Origin of the sequence: Timonella sp. A28 (assembly GCF_051200815.1) — a bacterium.
In the GTDB taxonomy this organism is placed as follows: Bacteria; Actinomycetota; Actinomycetes; order Actinomycetales; family Cellulomonadaceae; genus Timonella.
The window spans coordinates 1,053,990-1,073,657 of sequence record NZ_CP195159.1 but is presented as its reverse complement, the minus strand read 5'-3'; the positions used below and the strand labels follow the sequence as shown (position 1 = coordinate 1,073,657).

The 19,668-nt window shown below is 50.9% G+C and carries 25 protein-coding genes, 1 tRNA gene, 1 pseudogene and 1 riboswitch; of the genes and pseudogenes, 21 read left to right on the top strand and 6 right to left on the bottom strand.

Annotation, left to right across the window (positions count from 1 at the left end):
* Nucleotides 1-30 precede the first annotated feature (30 nt).
* The 6 genes from ACR9EC_RS05095 to ACR9EC_RS05070 all read left to right on the top strand — a co-directional run bounded on the left by ACR9EC_RS05095 (nt 31) and on the right by ACR9EC_RS05070 (nt 3,388).
* A complete protein-coding gene (locus tag ACR9EC_RS05095) occupies nt 31-180 on the top strand; it encodes a hypothetical protein (RefSeq protein WP_435300417.1) in 150 nt (49 codons plus the stop codon).
* A 24-nt stretch (nt 181-204) separates the two neighbouring features.
* Nucleotides 205-831: a nicotinate-nucleotide adenylyltransferase gene (nadD, locus tag ACR9EC_RS05090; protein WP_435300416.1), complete on the top strand. Its 627-nt coding sequence runs from the start codon at nt 205-207 to the stop codon at nt 829-831.
* Nucleotides 828-2,078, top strand: a complete 1,251-nt coding sequence (locus ACR9EC_RS05085) for a hypothetical protein (RefSeq protein ID WP_435300415.1) — start codon at nt 828-830, stop codon at nt 2,076-2,078. The genes nadD and ACR9EC_RS05085 overlap by 4 nt, the downstream gene beginning before the upstream one ends.
* 157 nt (nt 2,079-2,235) lie before the next feature.
* Nucleotides 2,236-2,673 carry a ribosome silencing factor gene (gene rsfS, locus ACR9EC_RS05080; RefSeq protein ID WP_435300414.1) on the top strand — a complete coding sequence of 146 codons (438 nt, stop codon included), beginning with the start codon at nt 2,236-2,238 and terminating at the stop codon, nt 2,671-2,673.
* A gap of 6 nt (nt 2,674-2,679) precedes the next feature.
* Nucleotides 2,680-3,294 carry a histidine phosphatase family protein gene (locus tag ACR9EC_RS05075; protein ID WP_435300413.1) on the top strand — a complete coding sequence of 205 codons (615 nt, stop codon included), beginning with the start codon at nt 2,680-2,682 and terminating at the stop codon, nt 3,292-3,294.
* Complete coding sequence (locus ACR9EC_RS05070) at nt 3,257-3,388, top strand: hypothetical protein (RefSeq protein ID WP_435300412.1); 132 nt, start codon at nt 3,257-3,259, stop codon at nt 3,386-3,388. The genes ACR9EC_RS05075 and ACR9EC_RS05070 overlap by 38 nt, the downstream gene beginning before the upstream one ends.
* Before the next feature lie 56 nt (nt 3,389-3,444).
* On the opposite strand, the gene ACR9EC_RS05065 is transcribed toward ACR9EC_RS05070, so the two are convergent.
* Complete coding sequence (locus tag ACR9EC_RS05065) at nt 3,445-4,710, bottom strand: M18 family aminopeptidase (protein WP_435300411.1); 1,266 nt, start codon at nt 4,708-4,710, stop codon at nt 3,445-3,447.
* A gap of 217 nt (nt 4,711-4,927) precedes the next feature.
* On the opposite strand from ACR9EC_RS05065, the gene ACR9EC_RS05060 reads away from it, so the two are divergent.
* The 7 genes from ACR9EC_RS05060 (at nt 4,928) to ACR9EC_RS05030 (ending at nt 9,849) form a co-directional block, all read left to right on the top strand.
* A complete protein-coding gene (locus ACR9EC_RS05060) occupies nt 4,928-5,323 on the top strand; it encodes a hypothetical protein (protein ID WP_435300410.1) in 396 nt (131 codons plus the stop codon).
* 70 nt (nt 5,324-5,393) lie between these two features.
* Nucleotides 5,394-5,993: a DUF6318 family protein gene (locus ACR9EC_RS05055; protein WP_435300409.1), complete on the top strand. Its 600-nt coding sequence runs from the start codon at nt 5,394-5,396 to the stop codon at nt 5,991-5,993.
* A gap of 188 nt (nt 5,994-6,181) precedes the next feature.
* Nucleotides 6,182-6,838, top strand: a complete 657-nt coding sequence (locus ACR9EC_RS05050; protein ID WP_435300408.1) for a hypothetical protein — start codon at nt 6,182-6,184, stop codon at nt 6,836-6,838.
* Between the two features lie 95 nt (nt 6,839-6,933).
* Nucleotides 6,934-7,006 (top strand) — tRNA-Ala (locus ACR9EC_RS05045).
* 26 nt (nt 7,007-7,032) lie between these two features.
* Nucleotides 7,033-7,500, top strand: coding sequence for a hypothetical protein (locus ACR9EC_RS05040; protein ID WP_435300407.1), 468 nt, complete (start codon nt 7,033-7,035; stop codon nt 7,498-7,500).
* Between the two features lie 196 nt (nt 7,501-7,696).
* A complete protein-coding gene (locus ACR9EC_RS05035; protein ID WP_435300406.1) occupies nt 7,697-8,359 on the top strand; it encodes an ABC transporter ATP-binding protein in 663 nt (220 codons plus the stop codon).
* Nucleotides 8,356-9,849 (top strand): hypothetical protein, encoded by a 1,494-nt coding sequence (locus ACR9EC_RS05030; RefSeq protein WP_435300405.1) that lies wholly within the window; start codon nt 8,356-8,358, stop codon nt 9,847-9,849. Before ACR9EC_RS05035 ends, ACR9EC_RS05030 begins: the two co-directional genes overlap by 4 nt.
* A 24-nt stretch (nt 9,850-9,873) precedes the next feature.
* On the opposite strand, the gene ACR9EC_RS05025 is transcribed toward ACR9EC_RS05030, so the two are convergent.
* The gene (locus ACR9EC_RS05025) at nt 9,874-10,194 is read right to left on the bottom strand and encodes a putative quinol monooxygenase (RefSeq protein ID WP_435300404.1); all 321 of its coding nucleotides are present in this window, start codon (nt 10,192-10,194) and stop codon (nt 9,874-9,876) included.
* Between the two features lie 305 nt (nt 10,195-10,499).
* A riboswitch (SAM riboswitch) is annotated at nt 10,500-10,616 on the top strand.
* Nucleotides 10,617-10,648: 32 nt separating this feature from the next.
* On the opposite strand from ACR9EC_RS05025, the gene ACR9EC_RS05020 reads away from it, so the two are divergent.
* From ACR9EC_RS05020 to ACR9EC_RS05000, 5 genes are all read left to right on the top strand, one after another.
* Nucleotides 10,649-11,293, top strand: coding sequence for a hypothetical protein (locus tag ACR9EC_RS05020; protein ID WP_435300403.1), 645 nt, complete (start codon nt 10,649-10,651; stop codon nt 11,291-11,293).
* A gap of 93 nt (nt 11,294-11,386) precedes the next feature.
* Nucleotides 11,387-12,016, top strand: coding sequence for a DUF6318 family protein (locus tag ACR9EC_RS05015; RefSeq protein WP_435300611.1), 630 nt, complete (start codon nt 11,387-11,389; stop codon nt 12,014-12,016).
* The gene (locus tag ACR9EC_RS05010) at nt 12,013-12,918 is read left to right on the top strand and encodes a hypothetical protein (protein ID WP_435300402.1); all 906 of its coding nucleotides are present in this window, start codon (nt 12,013-12,015) and stop codon (nt 12,916-12,918) included. The genes ACR9EC_RS05015 and ACR9EC_RS05010 overlap by 4 nt, the downstream gene beginning before the upstream one ends.
* An 11-nt stretch (nt 12,919-12,929) precedes the next feature.
* Nucleotides 12,930-13,673 carry an SDR family oxidoreductase gene (locus ACR9EC_RS05005; protein WP_435300401.1) on the top strand — a complete coding sequence of 248 codons (744 nt, stop codon included), beginning with the start codon at nt 12,930-12,932 and terminating at the stop codon, nt 13,671-13,673.
* 58 nt (nt 13,674-13,731) lie between these two features.
* Nucleotides 13,732-14,181, top strand: coding sequence for a nitroreductase family deazaflavin-dependent oxidoreductase (locus tag ACR9EC_RS05000; RefSeq protein ID WP_435300400.1), 450 nt, complete (start codon nt 13,732-13,734; stop codon nt 14,179-14,181).
* 66 nt (nt 14,182-14,247) lie between these two features.
* Here the strand turns inward: ACR9EC_RS05000 and ACR9EC_RS04995 are convergent, their stop codons facing one another.
* The 4 genes and pseudogenes from ACR9EC_RS04995 to ACR9EC_RS04980 all read right to left on the bottom strand — a co-directional run bounded on the left by ACR9EC_RS04995 (nt 14,248) and on the right by ACR9EC_RS04980 (nt 17,572).
* The gene (locus ACR9EC_RS04995) at nt 14,248-15,912 is read right to left on the bottom strand and encodes an ABC transporter permease (protein ID WP_435300399.1); all 1,665 of its coding nucleotides are present in this window, start codon (nt 15,910-15,912) and stop codon (nt 14,248-14,250) included.
* A complete protein-coding gene (locus tag ACR9EC_RS04990) occupies nt 15,909-16,376 on the bottom strand; it encodes a hypothetical protein (protein WP_435300610.1) in 468 nt (155 codons plus the stop codon). The genes ACR9EC_RS04995 and ACR9EC_RS04990 overlap by 4 nt, the downstream gene beginning before the upstream one ends.
* 33 nt (nt 16,377-16,409) lie before the next feature.
* A pseudogene (locus ACR9EC_RS04985) lies at nt 16,410-16,757 on the bottom strand (ATP-binding cassette domain-containing protein); the annotation flags it as partial.
* Nucleotides 16,758-16,831: 74 nt separating this feature from the next.
* Nucleotides 16,832-17,572 (bottom strand): TetR family transcriptional regulator, encoded by a 741-nt coding sequence (locus ACR9EC_RS04980; protein WP_435300398.1) that lies wholly within the window; start codon nt 17,570-17,572, stop codon nt 16,832-16,834.
* Nucleotides 17,573-17,734: 162 nt separating this feature from the next.
* On the opposite strand from ACR9EC_RS04980, the gene ACR9EC_RS04975 reads away from it, so the two are divergent.
* The 3 genes from ACR9EC_RS04975 (at nt 17,735) to ACR9EC_RS04965 (ending at nt 19,631) form a co-directional block, all read left to right on the top strand.
* Nucleotides 17,735-18,148 carry a hypothetical protein gene (locus ACR9EC_RS04975; RefSeq protein ID WP_435300397.1) on the top strand — a complete coding sequence of 138 codons (414 nt, stop codon included), beginning with the start codon at nt 17,735-17,737 and terminating at the stop codon, nt 18,146-18,148.
* A gap of 83 nt (nt 18,149-18,231) precedes the next feature.
* Entirely contained in the window at nt 18,232-18,882 is a 651-nt protein-coding gene (locus tag ACR9EC_RS04970; protein ID WP_435300396.1) for a CueP family metal-binding protein, read from the top strand.
* A 119-nt stretch (nt 18,883-19,001) separates the two neighbouring features.
* Entirely contained in the window at nt 19,002-19,631 is a 630-nt protein-coding gene (locus tag ACR9EC_RS04965) for a histidine phosphatase family protein (protein ID WP_435300395.1), read from the top strand.
* Nucleotides 19,632-19,668 lie beyond the last annotated feature (37 nt).

Below are 19,668 nucleotides of genomic sequence, written 5' to 3'. Positions count from 1 at the left end.
GATACGCGCAAAGAAATACTGGAGGAACCCGTGTCATCATTGATCGTCGCAGCAGCCGAATCTGAGGTTGTGAACCAACTCCCAATTAGCCCTGTAGCTTACGGTGTCATCACCTTCTGTGCACTCTTTGCAACATTGCTGGTTACCTACGCGTTCAAGAGCGTACACACCCGCCACTGATTGAGAAGAGAAGATAACTGAAGCGTGAACACTACAACACGTCAGACGAGGGCCCGTGTCGGAGTAATGGGTGGAACTTTTGACCCAATCCACCACGGGCACCTTGTTGCCGCTAGCGAAGTAGCAGCACGCTTCAATCTCGATGAAGTGATTTTTGTTCCAACAGGACAACCATCTTTCAAACAACACCAAGATGTTACAGCTGCCGAACACCGGTACTTAATGACTGTTATCGCAACAGCATCAAACCCCCAGTTCACAGTGAGCAGAGTAGACCTCGACCGTGACGGACTCACCTACACGGTAGACACACTACGAGACCTCAAAGCGCAACGCCCCGACGATGAACTTTTCTTCATCACCGGAGCTGATGCGATAACGCAAATCTTGTCGTGGAAAGATGCACACGAACTTTGGAACATGGCACAATTCGTTGCTGTGACACGGCCTGGACACCACATCGATGTGGAAGGGCTCCCACAAGAACGCGTAAGCGTGCTTGAAGTCCCAGCAATGGCAATTTCATCGACTGACTGTAGACGCCGTTCCCGTCAGGGGCTACCCGTGTGGTATCTCGTCCCAGATGGCGTCGTGCAGTACATCGCAAAGCATGGTCTGTATTCGCAAGAGGGGATTGAGGCGTCGAAATGAGCAGTTCTCATCCACAAGGCTCCCAAGGGCGGCCTGCAACTCGTCGTGAACTTCGCGAACGAGCCGCACATAGTGGAACGCAACACACCACACCACAACAAGCATCACCCGCGCAAGCACCACCGTCGGCAGCCTCATACGGCAGTCAACAACAATACCGGCAGCCCCCGAGCCAACCTCCAAACCAACCAAACTATGCGAACCCAATGCCGCAGCGGCAAGTAGTTGAACCGCCGCAGCAATCCGCAAACATTACCCGGCGTTCCATGTACGAGCCCGGACCAGCAGTTGGCGTTCCAAACGTAGTTCCGCCACAACAAGCCAGCGCTGTACGAAAGCTTGAAGAAACCGGAACAATATCAAACCTTGTTGACCCGCGAGAATTCGCGCAACAAACAGGACATAGCCGCTCCGCTGAATCCGCCCCGCAACGCACGAGTGGACGCCCACAAGCCTCACCGCAACAGCCACACAACGTGTCTGAATTTATGCGCCAAGCACCAGCAAGTAGCCCAATTCCGCGCATTGAACGCGATGCGCAAGGCAACTGGGCAGCAATAGCAAGCGCCTCAGCGCAAGCACGTATTGAACGTGCGCAAGAAGAAGCAGCAATGCTTCCAGAATGGCCAAGCCAAAGAGCATTACAACGCGATTCTTTCGCAACTCAACTTAACGGGACAGGAACGCCTTTTGAGCCTGTCTCAGGTCAAGGCCGCGACCTCCCTAACCGTTCACAAGCTGCAGCGCAACAAACCCAAGCCGCTGCGTTTGAACCTGTGACGAGTGCGGCTCGACCCGCTGCACCATCATTCGATGACATTCAAGGAACACAAGCAACCTCACCGGTTCGTCAGAGTTGGCAAAACCAAGGCGAATCCCAAAGTTCGCCACCATCGTTCTCGCCAGTTTCTGGTGATGCGTCAAGCCAATCGAACGCTGATGGGCAACCACGATGGGATTCCATTGCAGGTTCTGGTTCAGCGCAGCAACCAAACCAGCCGCCAAGTCCTTTTGGCCGTGATGGATTGCACCCTAGTGGACTATCGAACGCTATCGATGATGACGACGATGAAGAAGAGTACGAACTCGACCACTCATACACGTGGTTGCACTACATCATCTTGATCGCTGTTGCATTCGTGCTAGGAATGATCATTTGGAAAGTTGCACTGAATCCAACAACTGAGGCAAAGCCTGATGCTTCTGCCGCATCCGTCACATATTCACAAACATATAGTTTGTTGTAACAGCATTGTCGGGCAGCCTTTTTAAGGTTGCCCGACAATGTCACAAGAGCACGCCATCGCTTTCACCAAAAATTAAGAAATAATGGATGGCAGAAATACGCCAATCCAACACTGAGTTGGACGACCCCAACACGCTGTTGGACTTTAAAGGAGAAACGTGGCTGCAACAGAGCACGCAATCGAACTTGCAATTACTGCTGCACGTGCAGCATCAGACCGCAAAGCCGCTGAAATCATCGCATTAGATGTCAGCGAGCACCTCGTACTTACTGATGCTTTCGTTATCGCTTCTGGAAACAACGAACGTCAAGTAGGCGCAATCGTTGACGCTGTAGAAGAAGCCCTGCACAAAGTAGATGTAAAACCTATTCGTCGTGAAGGAAAAGAAGGTGGACGCTGGGTCCTCATCGACTTTGGTGACATCGTCGTGCACGTACAGCACCAAGAAGACCGTGCCTTCTACGCTTTGGAAAAACTGTGGGGTGACTGCCCAGCAATTGAGCTTCCAGAAGACGCACGCGGCGGCGACGGAACAGCACCAGAATACGAACTAGACGAATACGGTTTCCCTAAGCTTGACGGCTTCGAAAGCTGATCGTCGATGGCAGCCGGACATATTGTCCTCATCCGCCACGGACGTACTGCATACAATGCGGAAATGCGTTTACAAGGTCAAGTAGACATTGACCTTGACGACGTTGGACGTTGGCAAGCAACCGCCGCCGCAGAAGTACTCTCACGTGGACGCCGACCAGGCTTAATCCTTGCTTCTGACCTATCCCGAGCACACGAAACCGCCAACATTATTGCCTCGAAATTCTCTGAAATGGATGTTGAGGTAGATGCGCGAGTCCGTGAACGGTCTTTCGGTCCGTGGGAAGGCATGACAGGCGAAGAGATCTCCGTTGAGTGGGCAGAAGAATTCGCTCAATGGCGTGGCGGTGCTGAACCAAACATTGACGGCATCGAATCAAAAGCGGTTGTCGGACAGCGCATGGTCGAAGCCATTTTTGAGGCGGCAGTTTCGTTAGAAGACACCCAAACATTGTTTGTTGTTTCTCACGGTGCAGCGATTTCCTGCGCTATTGCGACCCTGCTCGACCAAGACCCAACGACATGGCGCGGTGTTGCTGGAATGAGCAACGTGCACTGGTCGAAGCTTTTCACGCAACACTGCTGTGGGCGCAGCGCCAGCGTGGCGCCTCGTCGAACATAACGTTGGTCCTTCTGTTACGTTCGGTGGCAAAGAATGGGCGGAAGGCCCTGAAGACCTCACGCAGTTAGGTGCAGAACAAACACTTGATGCGTAAATAACAATGCGGCGGACACACTAGTGTGTCCGCCGCTTGTTTGTACGGTTATGACGTTATGCGCCGGTGAAGAACGCTTCAATTGCGCGAGACAAATATACGACGTCATCAACGTGGCAGAGTTCGCGTGCTGAGTGCATTGAAATCAATGGGATTCCAACATCGACGGTACGAATACCGATACGGGTGGCAGTAAGTGGGCCGATAGTGCTGCCGCACGGACTGTTGTTGTTTGACACAAAATCTTGATACGGCACGCCAGCTTTCTCGCATGACCGCGCCCACAATGCTGCCCCAACAGCGTCCGTCGCATACCGTTGGTTCGCGTTAATTTTAAGTAGCGGCCCGCTACCTGCAATAGGTTGCACGTTAGGGTCGTGCCGTTCGCCGTAGTTAGGGTGGATCGAGTGGCCAGAATCGGCGGAAACACACCACGAGGATGCTAACGCGCGCGCGGTTTCTTCAACGCTTGAACCTAAACCGTCATAGATACGGGTGAGGACATCTTCTAAGAATGGGCCGCACGCTCCTGAACGGGTTTCGGAGCCGATCTCTTCGTGGTCGAACGCTGCAAACACGCAAATGTGTTCGCTGTCGTCTGGGGTGTTTAAGAGTGCGACAAGGCCCGCATATGTTGAAGACAGGTTATCCATGCGTGGTGCAGCAAACAGTGTGTTGTCTTTGCCGAAGCGTGCGGGTGGTTGGGTGTCGGTGGAGATGATGTCATACCCTGCAATGTGTTGTGCAGGGACGCCAGCGATGTCTGCTAAATAGCCGAGTACGTCTGCGTCTTGAGTGTTTCCGACACCGTACACTGGAGCGGTTTGGCGTTGTTTGTCTAATGCTAAGCCGGTATTTGCTTCACGGTCTAAGTGGATAGCGAGTTGCGGTATCCGCATGAATGGGCCGGTGCGGACGAGGTGCTGTTCACCGTCTTTTGTGACGAGACGGCCGGAGAGTTCTAGTTCACGGTCTAACCATGAGTTAAGAAGCGGGCCACCATAAATTTCTACACCTACTTGTAACCAGCCGTGTGAACCAATGGTTGATTGTGGTTTGAGTTTGAACCCGGGGGAGTCGGTGTGTGCGCCGAGGATACGAACGGGCGCGGTTGTGGCGGCATTATCTGGGGTTATCCACGCGATGATTGCCCCGTCACGGACGACGAAGGCTTTTTTGGGTGCAATCCACGGGTCAGCTTCGTTGAGTTCGGTAAACCCTGCGTCTTTGAGTTGGCGGGCTGCTTCGTGGGCGGCATGGTAGGAAGATGGGCTTGCCTGAATAAATGAGGCAAAGCCGTTAATGTATTCGGTCGTATCCATGCTGTCCATCCTATGCCTTGCATGCTGCAAGCCTTTGCAAGCGAAGGATGCTTCTGCTTCACTGTTTTCTTCGATAAGTATTAAAAAGCCTTTAACATGTGAACGTAACTTTAGTTATATAGGTAGATTTTTAATCTAAGGGGAATATGTGCTGGCATATACCGGATTTCTAATACCCACATTTATCGTGGGGGCCATTGGCGTCACAATGTTGATCGTGACAATACAAAGATCACGAACTCGACCTTCGCTGAGTGTTCTTGTCGTTGTGTGGGGTTCATGTGCAGTCGCAAGTATTGGGTTATTCGGTGGTTGGTGGCTTACTCAAGCAATGGTCGACATCGATGGAGTTGTGTGTGGTGGGGCCGCTAATCAGTGGATCTATGGGATTTTTGATGCTGAATCAAAGTTTGATGATCCTGTAGATCAAATAGCTTGCAGCAGTGAGGGATTTAAATTCACTCTATTTGGTGCCGGTATTTGGGCTGTAACTGTCGGTGTGTGGTGGCTTGCGCTGCGGTTGGTAAAGCCCACGCCTAAAGAAGATGACCTAGGCGATCCGATGTTAGGCGCTACAAAACGCAATGAGCATGTAAATTGTTTTTGGCTTTAACTACCCTGTGGTTTTCCACAGGGTAGATGTGTCTATGGGCGGGGTGTGTGGGGTTTGGTGGGATATGTAGATGTCCCTTTATAAACGTTTTTCCGTGTTGTGTTGTGGTGTTGTTGTATGTGTTGTTGCTCTTGGCCTGTCGGGATGTAGTACCGAACCGGAATCTGCGTTAAGTTCACCCACAGTCACGCCTTCCTCTCCCACCTCTGAATCAAGTGATTCGACGAGTCCACCTGCAACACAATTAGAACTGCCTAAACCGACTGCAGGCATGGCCAACAATGATGCGCAAGGCGCGACAGAAGCAGCTGATTATTTCGGGAAAATGATCACCTACATCATGGCCACCCAACAAACTGACCTCCTTGACACCTTCGCCGTAGATGGTTGTATTCAATGTGAGACGAGTAGAGAAATACTTGCTGATCTTAAAGAAAAGCAGCACAAGTATAAAAACTTTGTTGTCGGCTTTGAGTTAGAAAACAAGCCTCAAAAGGCAGCAAACAATCATTGGTTCGCAGAGGCGAAAATTACTGTTCAAGATCATGAAATTTTAGATAGAAATAGTGTTGTCGTTTCAAAAGAGTCTGGCTCTACTGATAGCGGAAAACTCATGCTCATGTATGAAGATTCGCAGTGGAAACTAGTGGGGTTCGTGTACTCAAAATGAAAACAAAAATACTATCTTTGACTCTCGCCGCGTTCTGTACCTTCACTACAAGTTCAACCGAGGAATCTGTTCGATCAAGTTGGAGTCGTGCTGATAACGAAAATTCCAGCGCAGCAATAACTTACGCCAAAAAAATAAAGTCAAAAGAAACAAAGTCCCACACACCTTCTTCTCAAGGTGGGGCGTCTGTGTTTGTGGTGCGTGAGGAGGTGTGTTACTCGGGTGGGATTGGTGGTGTGACGTGTGGTGTGTTGCTGGCTCAAACACGTGAGCAATGTGCGGAGGGTCAGGTAACAGCCGCATACCGGTTACATACCTATGACGCTGACACGAATGAACTGGTAGGGACGCAGTTTCGTGAAGGTGACTGCATCGCTGAACCTGACCCGGCAGCTAGTGAAGTATTTGAAGTAACCCAAGCCGATTTCCAAAAACTACCCTTACAAGGTTCCGGAATCAGCCTGCAACCTCATGACGGTCAAGGCATCATCAATCTTCCGGTGTGGGTGACCACCTCACCCGACGCGCAGATTCTCCCCGCTACAGTGCTCGGCCGAAACATTACCGTGAAAGCAACACCAGTTTCATACACGTGGGATTACGGCGACGGCACAATTTTTACCACCACCAGCCCCAACAAGCCCTACCCTCATAACGACTACGAACACACTTACACCCGCATCAGTACACCCACCATCACGCTGACAACCACGTGGACAGGAGCCTATTCTCTCGACACCACCACGTGGATTCCCATCCCCGGCACAGCAACCACAACAGATACCACCGAGCCCCTCAACATCGAAGAACGAAAACCCGTCCTCGTCCCCGCGCCCACACCATAAAAAACAGTCTTAGATGCGGGATTAGGAATTAGTGCCTGTTTCGGTTTAAGATGAACGTGCTCATTTGCGTAGGGTAACTTTCGTGTTGAGTGCTTGGGGCTATGGCGCAGCTGGTAGCGCACCTGCATGGCATGCAGGGGGTCAGGGGTTCGAGTCCCCTTAGCTCCACTCGAGAAATTGAGACAGCTCGTACAGTGAAAACCCGCTCAACCTTTTGGTTGGGCGGGTTTTCCATTTGTGGGCGTAATCCGCATAGTGCGGTGTTACAGGTCAACGGGGTGCATGGAACTGGAAGGGCCGCCAGTGCGGCTAACAGTAAAAATATGACAACTGCGCAAATATTTGAATGGTCTGCTCTTTTGACCAGCCCGTTCATCGCGAATGCTATCTTGTACTTTGCAATCCCAACGGTTTCAAAGCAGTTTCCTACAACGCATCAGCTACTTGGCTGGATTGCATTAGCGTTGGGGGCGATTTATCTTATAACTCCTTTTGTGTTTAACCTCTGGTTTGCGTTGGTCAATTTGATACTAGCCAGCATCATGTTTTGGGGTATCTGGAATAAATCGTTGAAGAAAATTCGGCACAAGAACGAAACCATCCCCGTGTTTTTCTTTAAGAACCCACCAAAGTACGGAAGAAACCTCATAAACGCTCAGTAAATATACACAAACGGTACTTAAGGATGATTGCCTACCCCATAGGGTGGTGATGGATAATTCCTATCAGAATTTATTATCCGTTTTATCAAGATTCGCACGTGTTGTGCGGCATCTTGAAGATGTGACGGCAATCTATCTTTAAGGGAATTTTTTTGCGCATGAATTTTAAAGGTTTTCGTCGTTCAGGTGCAGTGACATGATCAGGTTAGAAAACGTGAGCGTGTCTGTCGGGGAGAGCGCGTTGTTGGAGCCGGTGTCTATGCAGATAGACGAAGGAGCTGCCGCGGCTATCCACGGTCCGAACGGTTCGGGGAAATCGACGCTTTTACGAGTGCTGGTAGGAATGCAGAAACCCACTGCAGGTGTCGTTACTGTTGCAGGTAAGACACCTACACAAAAGTGTGCCTCGTTTAGACGTGACGCTGCTGCAATGATTGGTCTTCCGCCACTGGCATCAGACCTTACCGTTCAAGATCATGTGGCTTTGGTGCGTGCAACATGGGGTCTCTTGAAACCTGTTAAGAAGCAATCTTCAACGCATGAAGTCTTTACAGAGCAGTCAAGCGTTGAAACGTTTCTTGACGAACTACAGATTGCTGATTTAGCTCATAGGTATCCGCATGAACTGTCGTCGGGTCAGGTTCAATTGCTTGGGTTGACGATGGTGTTGGCTCGGCCTTTCCGTTTGCTTGTCTTGGACGAACCAGAACAGAGACTCGATGCTGACAAGGTACAGCTTGTATGTCGTGCCTTGAAAAGGAGACTGGATGAGGGAGCGACCGTTGTTGTTGCTACGCACAGCGATGTTCTTAGCTCAATGATGAAAAGCCAGCGCCTCTTGCTGAAAACTGCCGTATGAGTATGCGATTACAAGCCGCTTTGTTCGTGTGGGCACACAGAAAAGATAATGCCCAGCACAGTACGGCTTACAGCCTTTACACCATTATTTTTGTGGGGCTTATCGTGCTGCTACCTGTTTTATATGCGTTATGGATGATCGCTGTTAGTCCCGAGGGCATTGCAGCACTTACTTCTTCTTATGCACCAACAGCAACAGCACACATAATCGTAGGGCTGTGGACGTGTGCGCTCTTGATTGGACGAGAACGCGGGCCAGCGCTGCTTCCGCCAGTTCTCTTACATGTCTTTGCGTCCAGTGACATCGCACGTACCAGAATGTTTATGAAACCTGTATCGCGTGCATTTGGTGGGGTCGTTCTAGCAACAACTTTTATGACGTCTTTCGTTGGCTGCGTATTGTTGAGCGACAATCACATCACACTGCATGACGCGATAGTGTTCTCCTGTTCGGGCGTACTCGTGGGAGTAGTAACAGCGTGTGCATGGCTTGCTGGGCAAGCCTTGCCGAAAGTTTCGGGTTGGACCGCGCTCGTGCTGATGATGTTAGCGGGTACGGCAGCATATGTTCCTGCGTTCCGAAGCGCTACACCGTGGTGGTGGGGTAGCTATCCTGGCGCTGACCACAGCGGTGATGTGTCTACGGTGTTGCTCGCTCTTGTTGCTTGTGTGCTGCTTGCTTTTGTCCCTAAATTGCTGAACGCCATGCACATCGTCCGGGCGCTGGATCAAGCCCACCGGTGGGAAACCGCTACCCAACGGGTGATCAGATTAGAAATGAGTGCAGCCGCGCAGACTTATCAGCGGCACCCGACAATCGCGCGCAAAGTTCATGCACTACGACCGCACTCTGTTGTTGCAACCACCCTATTTGTTCGAGACGCAGTAGGTGCGTTACGAACACCGAGCAGGCTGATCGTCGGGAGCATTGTGGTCATAAGTGCGGGTGTGCTTTTCGGGGTCGCAACGCACGCGACAACACCAGATCTCCTCGTGGCCGGAATCGCTGGGATACTACTATTTTTTGGCGTGAACCCTTTCATGCCGGGCCTTACACATGCGCTTCACACGGCTGGTGGTGTGTCTATGTATGGGCTTAGCGACGAGAGCCTTGTCGCTCAACACGCTATTTTTCCGACCGTGACGCTGACGGCTCTACTCATTGTTGGGGTGTGTGTAGGTGCGTTCATGTTTGCGGGTCCGATGTTTTCGGCTCTTGGCGGCGTCCTGATATTGAGTACGTTTACTGTTCTTACGCGTATCATCTACACCATTAAAGGGCCCATGCCTCCGGTGCTTCTCACCCCGATACCCACACCAATGGGAGACATGAGCGTATATGCGCAAGCCGTGTGGGTGTGTGACGGGATCATATGTGCTGCGCTTGTAGGTGTAGCTGCTGTGACGTTTGTTCAAGCACCACAGATAAGCATTGCGGTAGCAGTTGTGCTGAGTGCATGTGGTGTTATGCGGTGGAAGAACAGACGTTAAAAGGTTGTCTGCTGTGTGGGGCTGTTAGGTGGTGCTGGACGTTTTAGCACCACTGTGAATGTTGTATTCGCGTGTGATGTTTTTTGTTGCGGCAGCCCACACGCTGAGTGAGGTTCGGTGCTGGTGGTGTTGAAAAGCCGTTTCGTCGATGAATCGTTCTTTTACTTCCCAGACGAGCGGGTCGCTGGTGGGATTGACGGTAAAGGAAATGCAGCCTTTTTCGGCGCGAGTCAGTTCAACGTGTAGGGGTAAATGTTCGCGGACGGTGTGGGCTTCTGTTTCGTTTGTGCAGATGAGTAGCCCTGTGAGTGTTATCTCGTGGGGGCGTGTTTCTTTACCGGTCACATTCACACACCATGTTCCATTCGACGACTTCTTCGTCGTCGTGCGCCCATGCTTGGGCTTCTTCTCGGTTGGCGAAAGTGCGGGGGAGCTAGCCTGCCGTTGGCCATGAGCACACCAACGTGGATGATCTCGCGTGGATCAACCCAAGCTTCTGCCTCAGAATGTTCGGCTTGCACTTTGGAAGTGTGCTGTGATGTGGCCATAATAATAGCCTACCGCGATACGAATGGGCGTGTATGTGCCGTATTAAGATTTGACCTGCTTGGGGTGCGTTTTTGGCTGTTTTTTGCTACAGTCGTTTTCACGTTCACGAGTTGCAGTTGTCGGTACCTGGCCGGCTGCACGGCAACCCGAGTCATCGACTTCCGGGTGCCCCAGGGAAAGAACGGGCTTCAGTTAAACAACTGATGCAAGGTTCGATGGAGGGTCCTCTCCAGAACGTTGGAGCACCGTTATGTCTGTTCTTGTATGCCCTGAGAGTGCACGTTTTTATCCGGCTCCTGAGGAGCAGTGGTGGGCTGATCTTGGTTTAAATGTGGGTGTTTCACCTAACGTGTATGACTGTTCTCAGATTGATGCTGAGAAGGTTGCGGCACGTGTGTTGAGTGAGTACCGGCCTACAGGTTTTGTTCGTGTTTACGATATTGATCCGCGGCCAATCGATTTTTCTGACCTTGTTGCAGAAGTGAAGCGTGCACTAGAAGACGAACGCCGTAACGTTGTGGCACATGCTGAGATTGCGCAGGCGCAGCATCGGGCTGCAGGGTGGAATGCCATCCACACGCGGTGGATGTACGACGACGCACACACCCTTGTGGAAACTGGCGAGTGGGCTGGTTTTACGCATGGTGAAGCGTATTCGTGGTGTGTCACGTTGTATCAGTATGAGGCGCGTGGGGTGATACAGCCGGGCGCGCAACTGCGGTACAACAACGTGAAAATCTTGAATTCTGGTGGTATTCCTGCGGGGTTTAAATATGCGGAGCGGGCTCGTGCTTTGACTGGTGAGGGTTTTTCTGCGGAGGAGTATCGCCTCGTGTGTGAACAGCGAGAGATGGCGATTTTCACGGATGGTCTTCCTATTATTTTTGGGGCATGACATACACGTGTAATCGCTGAGGGCTGACTTATCCACATGGTGACTTGAGCCGGTGCAGTGTCGCTTGTGGTGTGTTTATGTCATGTAGTGAATATGATTAAGCGATCTCGGGTTAGTTGCGCACTTATTCTGCTGTGCACGTTTTTTGCCACTTCTGCCTGCGGTGCAGAGAGTAGCAACGCCCATCTTGCTCCTACTGCGACTTCAGAGTCTCCTGCGTCAACTCCAACGGAAACTCCTGTTCCGCTTGATCAAGCAAAAGTAGGGGATCTCATTCAAGTGGTGCCACCTGCTACGCGCCCTAAGCCTCCCGCTGCTATGCAAAATAATGACAAAAAGGGAGCCAAAGAAGCAGCGATTTATTTCTTTACCGTCCTCAATCACAGTTCAATGACAGGTGACGTTGAACTTTTGCAAGAAACCTCGGACGCAAAATGTGAAGCCTGCACAGGACTTGTTGAACAGCAAAATGATCTAAACGAAACTCAAGAACTTTTTGCTTCTGATCCATTCAGAGTTATTGAGGTTTCAGCTGTTGACAAGCTAAATGAAAAAGCATGGGGCGTAACGTTAAAAACACAAGCACTATCATCCGTTGTTTATTCTGCTGAAGATATGAAAGTTACGTATCTTAAAAAAGAAAAAGAAGAAACATATGATGCGGTTCTTGTTCGATTTAATGAAGGAAAATGGACAGTAATCGAATGGGGATTACTTTCATGAAATTTTCTTTTTTCAATAAAGTGCTTCACATATCCATAATTGCCGGAGTTATCGCAACGATAGTGCCTGCCTATGCGAATGATCAGTCAGACATTAACGCACGATATGAACGTGAAAGAAAACGAAAAGACACGATTGTAGTGTCAGGCTCAATCCAGCATGAAATGCATGGACAGAAGGCTCTGCACAAAACCATTAAAAAAGTTCCAACTTTGCTTGTCAAAGAACGAGATAAGTTATGTCCTGAACTCTCACAAGTCGTGGGCTGCGCTGTTGAAGCGCTGCGTACGGTAGCGAAGCCTACATGCGAGTTCGATGACCTTGACGTCAGACTTCGGTTCGTGGATACGATTAATAAGAAAACCGACGAAATAACAAACACTTCCTTCATCATTGGAGACTGTCCAACAGAAAAGACAGGTTCGAGTGCTCCGCCTCTCGTCGTCACTATAGAAGACTTTAAAAAACTAAAAATAAAACCATCACCTTTGAAAATAATTCCCGACCTGTCAAACGAAAACCCAGGAATTATTAAACTTCCAGTTTTTATTGAAACAAGTACGGCATCTCAAATAATTCCGACGGTTGTAGTCGGGCAAGAAGTAACAATACGAGCAGTCCCACAATTTTTTGACATTCAATGGAGCGACAATCCGTTAGAAGACAACAAAACTGATCGTGCAAGCAGCGAGTGGGTCAAGAATAATGAAATAGTTCACCATTACAACCGTGTTGGTGAACACCCAATCACGTTAAGCACACAATGGGTCGGATCGTGGAGTACTGATGGGACAACATGGACTCGAATATCCGGAACAGTGACAACGGAAACCGTTACGACGGTTCCAATTGGTGAAGCAAAACCTGTCATCGTCAATGAGGATTACAGGCCAGATCAGTAAGAGGGGTAAACATGAAAATCGCTGTTGCAGGTGGAAGTGGAACGGTTGGCGCATATGTTGTTGAAGCAGCGCGCGCACAAGGCGACGACGTTGTCGTTATAAGCAGAACGCAAGGAGTCGACGTATTTACAGGTGAAGGGCTCACTAGTGCTTTGCAAGGAGTGGACGCTGTTATTGACGTGTTGAACATTTCCACGTTGAGCGCACGTAAAGCAAAACACTTCTTTGAAACAACGACTCACCATTTGCTTGCGGCAGAAGAGCAAGCCGGTGTGAAACATCATGTTGCTTTATCAATTGTTGGAATCGACGGGGTTGAAGCCTCATATTATGCCGGGAAGCTTGCGCAAGAACGCGCAATCGAAGCAGGGAAAATCCCATACACAATCGCCCGCACGGCACAGTTCCATGAGTTTGCGGGGCAGATACTTGCAGGTCAAAAGGGCCCCGTCGCTGTGATGCCGAAAGCGCAGATACAGCCCGTTTCCACGCGCGAAGTTGCAGAACACCTTGTCCATGTTGCACACAGTGACCCTGCAGGTAGGGCCATTGATCTCGTCGGGCCACAAGAGGAGAACCTCGCCGACCTTGCTCGACGTCAACTCGAAGCTGATGGTGTATCTCGTAAAGTTCTTGAGACACGATTCCTTGGCGTTTATGGACGAGGGCTCGCATCAGGTGAACTGCTTGGGGCCGAACCAAGAAAAACAGGAACAGTAACTTTTGCGCAATGGTTGAGCTCTTCAGAGCGTTAGGCTTGAACAACGAATAGTAGAGTGCGCCGGTACAAGTGTTGTGGATGCGGGGTTAAACATGCTGTCTGATGTGGGTGCAAAAATGCTAACCAACCGGCGGATGGCACGCGCCCCAATCTGGTTGTATCGCCTCAAAATGGGGTGGCTTTTAGGGCCTCGTATCCTTTTGCTTGAACACAGGGGACGCAAAACTGGTGAGTCTCGGTTTGTGTGTTTAGAAGTTGTAGATCGTCCGGCTCCAGGACAACTCGTTATTGTGAGTGGCTTGGGCAAAAAGTCGCAGTGGTATCAAAACTTACAGTCAGATCAGAGATGTTTTGTGTCTAGTGGGCGTCTACGTAGAGTCCCGGCGCATGCAGAGTTTCTTTCTGCGGGGGAAGCGCAACAAGTTTTAGCCACATACCAGCAGCAGCATCCACGCGATTGGGCAGTTTTGCATGACGTTATAGAGAAGGCGACAGGGAAGCCGGTAGGGGATTTACCCACAGTGCTGTTGCACATTCAATAAAGTTTCACATGCAGCGGCTTCACCACATAACGCGTGGTGAAGCCGCTGCATGTTGGTTTGTGCTATTTATGCTCGGTTAAGTTCACGACGAGACCAGCCCACAAGACCCAGGGCGATACCAACACAGCCAATCCCCGTCAGCCATAAGACAGGTGTCCAGTCCACTGGCTCAACAGGGTAGGCGCTTAAATGGCCCAGAATGTTCAGGTTGAGTACGGCTTGAGGTAGGTCTAGTAGCTGTCCGAACGAAGAGACCGCCCCCGCGAAACCGACAAGAATCCAGCCTGTTGCAATGCTTGCACGCGGTAGCCAACCGTATAACGCCACAACAATTCCCATGATCGCTAACACGGCAGGTAGTTGATGGACGGATGCAAGGATGAGGTCGTTCATCACTCCATCAACTGGTTCTTTGAGGCTTGCTGTAGCTGAAAGCCCCATAGCTACTCCAGTACCCGCCAAAATGAGGAGCACGCCCACCGAAATAATGGTGATGTGTGCTGTCAGCCATCTGGTTCGGCCGATTGGGGTTGATAAACCGTATTCGGCTCGTCCGCTTTCCTCTTCAGAACGTATCCGTGACAGTCCTGAAACTGCTGTTGCTGCAACGAAAATAGCCATAAATACGGCCATGTAAGCGAAGTAGCCTAGAAGGAAATCGTGCCCAGCAAAGAGTTTCGAAAATTCTGGTGGCAGGCTGTCCGCAGTGTCAATCATGGCTTGAGAGAACGCGCCATACATGAAACCGGTGAGTACGAGTGCAAGACCCCAGCCACGTAGAGTGCCCCGAACGATACGCCACGCGTGCCCTAAAGGCGTGCCTAAATAGGGTGCAGCTGTTGCGCGTCCGAGTCGTGGCGGCAGCAAACCTGCGTTGAAGTCGCGTTGTGTGGACAGCCAATATCCGAGACCCGACAATGCTACGAAACCTATTGTTGGCAAAAGTAGCGGCCAGGCCCGGTCAAGAACATACGGTGCTGTTTGTTGCGCCCACGCTAGTGGAGAGAACCATGACAAAGTGGAGCCGCCAGGCTCGGACATGTCTCCACCCATGCGCACCAAATATGCGATTCCTAAGATGGCGCCAGCTAATCCGCTTGCACTTCGCGACGACGACGTCAGTTGCGCAGTAACAGCAGCCAACCCGGCAAAGAACAACCCTGTGGCAACACCACCAACTGCAACCAGAACAGACCCTGTCACCGCATACCCGGCGGCTTGAGAACCACCAAAAACGAGTACACCAGCGACAACATTTGCTACGGCAGTAACAATGAGGGCTGCGGTAAGTGCTGCATGTCGTCCAACAATATTTGCGCGTAACAGTTCAGCCCGGCCCGCCTGCTCATCGGCCCTCGTGTGGCGGATAACAGTGAAAATACTCATCAACGCAATCAGTATGTATAAGAAAAGCACATACCCGGCAGAGTAAAACCGCTCATGTGTGGGGGCATCCATGCCATAGCCGGGCCCCGTCATCATGCGCCCAATAGGATCAGCAAACATTACAGTTAAACTAACGAGCTCTTCTTGATTAGGCGCCACAAGTTTAATGGCGTTTGCAAAATAGAAACCCATCGTGCCGACGCCAAGAATCCACGCCGTTGTACGGAACCTGTCACGACGAGCAATCAGCCGTAACAACCCTGCAGTGCCCGCAAACGTGCTCTCGTTACTGCGCTTGCCCGAAACAGAGGTGTCAGGAGTGTGTGCCACCTTTACCCCGGTCATTGTGCGACCTCATCAGGAGTGACCGATGCGTGAACCTCACCGTAATGACGCATAAGCAATTGCTCCAACGTGGGAGGATGCGCCACCAGCGACCGCACACCAAGAGACGTCAAATACGTTAAAACAGTCGATAAATGTTCACTATCCACTTCAAATGAGGTGTGGCCGTGAGCGTGCGCCACGTTATACACGCCCGTCATCGTAGGCAACGCTTCCTGCGGACGATCAGTCTCAACCGATACCGCAGTACGAGTCATGTGACGCATACTCGACAACGTTCCAGTCTCCACAATGTGACCCTGACGAATAATCGAAATACGATCAGAAAGCGCCTCGACCTGCGCAAGAATGTGGCTGGAAAGCAGCACAGTACGCCCATCCGCTTGTGCGTCACGAATAACGTCCTGGAATACTGCCTCCATGAGCGGGTCAAGACCAGCAGTCGGCTCGTCCAAAAGCAGCAAATCAACGTCTGCTGCGAGAGCCGCAATAAGCGCTACTTTCTGCCTATTACCTTTCGAATAGGTGCGGGTCTTTTTCCGCGGATCAAGATCGAACCGTTCAATGAGTTCATCACGACGTGCAGGGTTAAACGACCCCCGCAGCCGAAGGAACATATCAATGGCTTCACCACCTGTCAGGGTAGGCCACAACTCAACATCGCCAGGCACATAAGCGAGCCTTTTATGTAAAGCGACAGCGTCACGCCACGGATCTTGCCCAAACAGTCGCACGCTTCCGCTGTCTGCCTTCAACACGCCAAGCAAAATGCGGATAGTAGTCGATTTACCTGCCCCATTTGGCCCTAAAAAGCCGTGCACCTCACCCGGATTGATTGTTAAGTTCAGGTCGTCAAGAGCCCGAACAGGTCCAAAAGTTTTGGTGAGATTGTGGGTTTCGATGACCGGTGTTGGGTCACTCATTGTTGAGCCTCTCCGTGAGTGGTGTGTGTTTGTGACGTTGCTAGTTGTTCAATGACCTGCTCGTATACGCCTGGCGTGAGTACCCCGCGGCTGTACACATCGATAGCCGTCGTGAGGTAAGGGCCCCACTTTTCTGGTGGGTCGTCAATCAAACTGACCCCGATAAGACGTTTCATATGCGAGTGGAACATCATGCCCCCAAGGTTCCACAAAAGTAAGAGCGCAGCCCGTTCACGAGGATGCGGGCTAGGCGTGACAAGCCCACTATGTTCCGCATCTTTCATATAGATTTCTGCATCGTCAACAAGCTGATCAACGAGTGCATCCATGTGTGGGCCACCAGCGATAAGAGCTTGAAACAGATACCGCATAATAGGTTCACCATCATTAAGCTGCGTAATCAGGTGCTCTATTCCTATGCCATGTCCCTGCTCTACAGACTGCGCTTTCGCCTGCAAAATATGTTGAGAAACGTACGCATCACAGGCAGAACGCAAACCTTTTTTAGAACCAAAATGGTGTATCACAAGCGGAGCCGAATAACCCGCCTGATCTGCAATATCTTTGATCGTGACAGCAGAAAAACCCTCCCGCCCAAACAAATCTATGGCCGCATGAATAATGAGTTCAGTACTGGGCCTTTTCTTCTGTGCGGGCTGACTACCTCGATAGTGGTAGGCCATTGTTCCCCCAAAACGGGTGTGGTCGTCTGGCAAAATTGCTGTAGGTAACAGCACAGACTGAACGGCCGTTCAGCCTCTTATGTTCACGCTAGAACCCCAGAAACACTGCGTCAAGACGACTGAACTACAGAGCCTCACTGTTCAGTAAGTAACGGTAAAGCTCTCGGAGTTTTAGCAGGTTGACCGTTTATGATGGCGAGGATGAAAAGAGCAACGATGACAAGAACGCACACACGGTTACGTGTCTTGCCTGCGTTTCTGGCATGCGCTTTTCTTGCGCTCGCAGTGCTGGTTTTAGGTCAGCCGCTCATGCATGGGCAACTAACAGGCGCGTCATCATCGGTCACAGTTTCAGATAGTCACGTGCATAGCATGGTGCACGGCAGTGAAACGCAATCTGCGGAAACTGCGCAGACGGCAATGCCATGCACGAACTGCGTGGGCGATCATTCGTTGCAAGCCGCAAGTTGTGTTTTAGCGTTAATGCTGACCTTGCTGTGGTTTCTTCTTCCGCCACCCGTAGTCAATGTGATGCGTGTGCGCGAATGGGCTTGGTTCAATTCCGCATGGGCCGTATTGACATATACGCCACGTGTTGATCGCACAGCCTTGTGCGTCATGAGGACCTAAAAGTCACATAGTTTTTTACGCAGATGCGCTGTCTGCATGAATGTTTTCTATGTTTCTTTCACTACTCATTTTTAGGATCAACCATGTTCATTTCTCGTACCGTTCAGCCAAAAAATCGTCGTCGTGTGGCATCAATTGTTGCGTTAGCCTGTGTCGGTGTCCTCACGTTGACTGCATGCTCCACGGACACCGACAGCTCTAAAGACGCGACGACCGTGCAGAGTTCACAAGCATCATCTGACGCGAAAGCGCAGGAAATTCTTGCCGCACATGACCTTTCTGGAAAATCAGCAAAAGAAGTGATCGCCGCCCTTGATGCGCAAGCTGTTGCGGATCGTCCAAGTGACTTGCGCGCTTCAATTCGTCCAACAGGTTTGCTCCTCATAGACCAAGACAACGGCGAAGCCACATTGCCTATGCCTGACGACGAGTTTTACTTGTCTATCGCGCCGTACGTGAGCCAAACCCACGAATGCCATTTCCATTCGTTAACAACCTGCCGCGGTGAACTAGGCAACAAGGACATCACACTCACCATTGTTGACGACGCAACAGGAAAAACACTCGTTGAACAAACAACACAAACCTTCGACAACGGGTTCGTAGGTGTGTGGCTTCCACGCGACATTGACGCAACAGTAACCGTTGAAAGTGAAGGAAAATCTGCAACAACACAGATTTCAACACACGGCGACGAAGACGCAACCTGCTTAACCACCATGAAATTAGCGTAAAACGCGACTGTGCTGCGAGGCCCCACGCCTGTTGAGGCCTCGCAGTACGATCTACTACCGCATGCACCTAAGCATGGAGTCCCATCAGTGTAGTGACACAAGACGCTTAAACTAGGGGAGTGCAGAAAGTAAAGGTTGTGCTGTGGCGGCACGCACCCACCGCAGAGAATTTCTCGGGAACGTTACAAGGGCGTTCAGACACGGACACGAACGAACACGGCCTAGAACTTGGCCGGCAAGCAGCCCGCACACTCCTTAACCTGTATGGAAAACCAGCAGCGGTTTTCACATCTCCCTTAAAACGCGCATCTGCTACGGCCGCATTATTGGCTGAACAAGACGCATCCATTCCCGTGCGCATTGAACAGGGGATTACCCAACGCAGTTATGGTGTGTGGGAAGGCATGAACCTTTCCGATGTGGCTCGTCTCTACCCCGACGAGTTAAAAGTTCGTGACGCTGGGGGAGACCCAAACATTCCTGGGTGGGAACGCGGAATCGATGTTGGGCGCAGAGTCGCCGCGACAATCAGACAGCACACAGAAATAACCTATGGTTCTGCCACTGATGTCACTCCCGTACTCGTTTTTGTGAGCCACGGTTCAGCAATCGCTACAGGAGTGCGCACACTCTTGAACCTGCCAGAATCTCCGCAACTTTTAGGGCATTTGCAGCACACCAACTGGGTTGAACTGGACTACTCCAAACAGGCGTGGAAACTCACCAGATACAACTACGGACTGCATTAACGTAGGCGCACAGATGTAAGCCTGATGACACTCCACA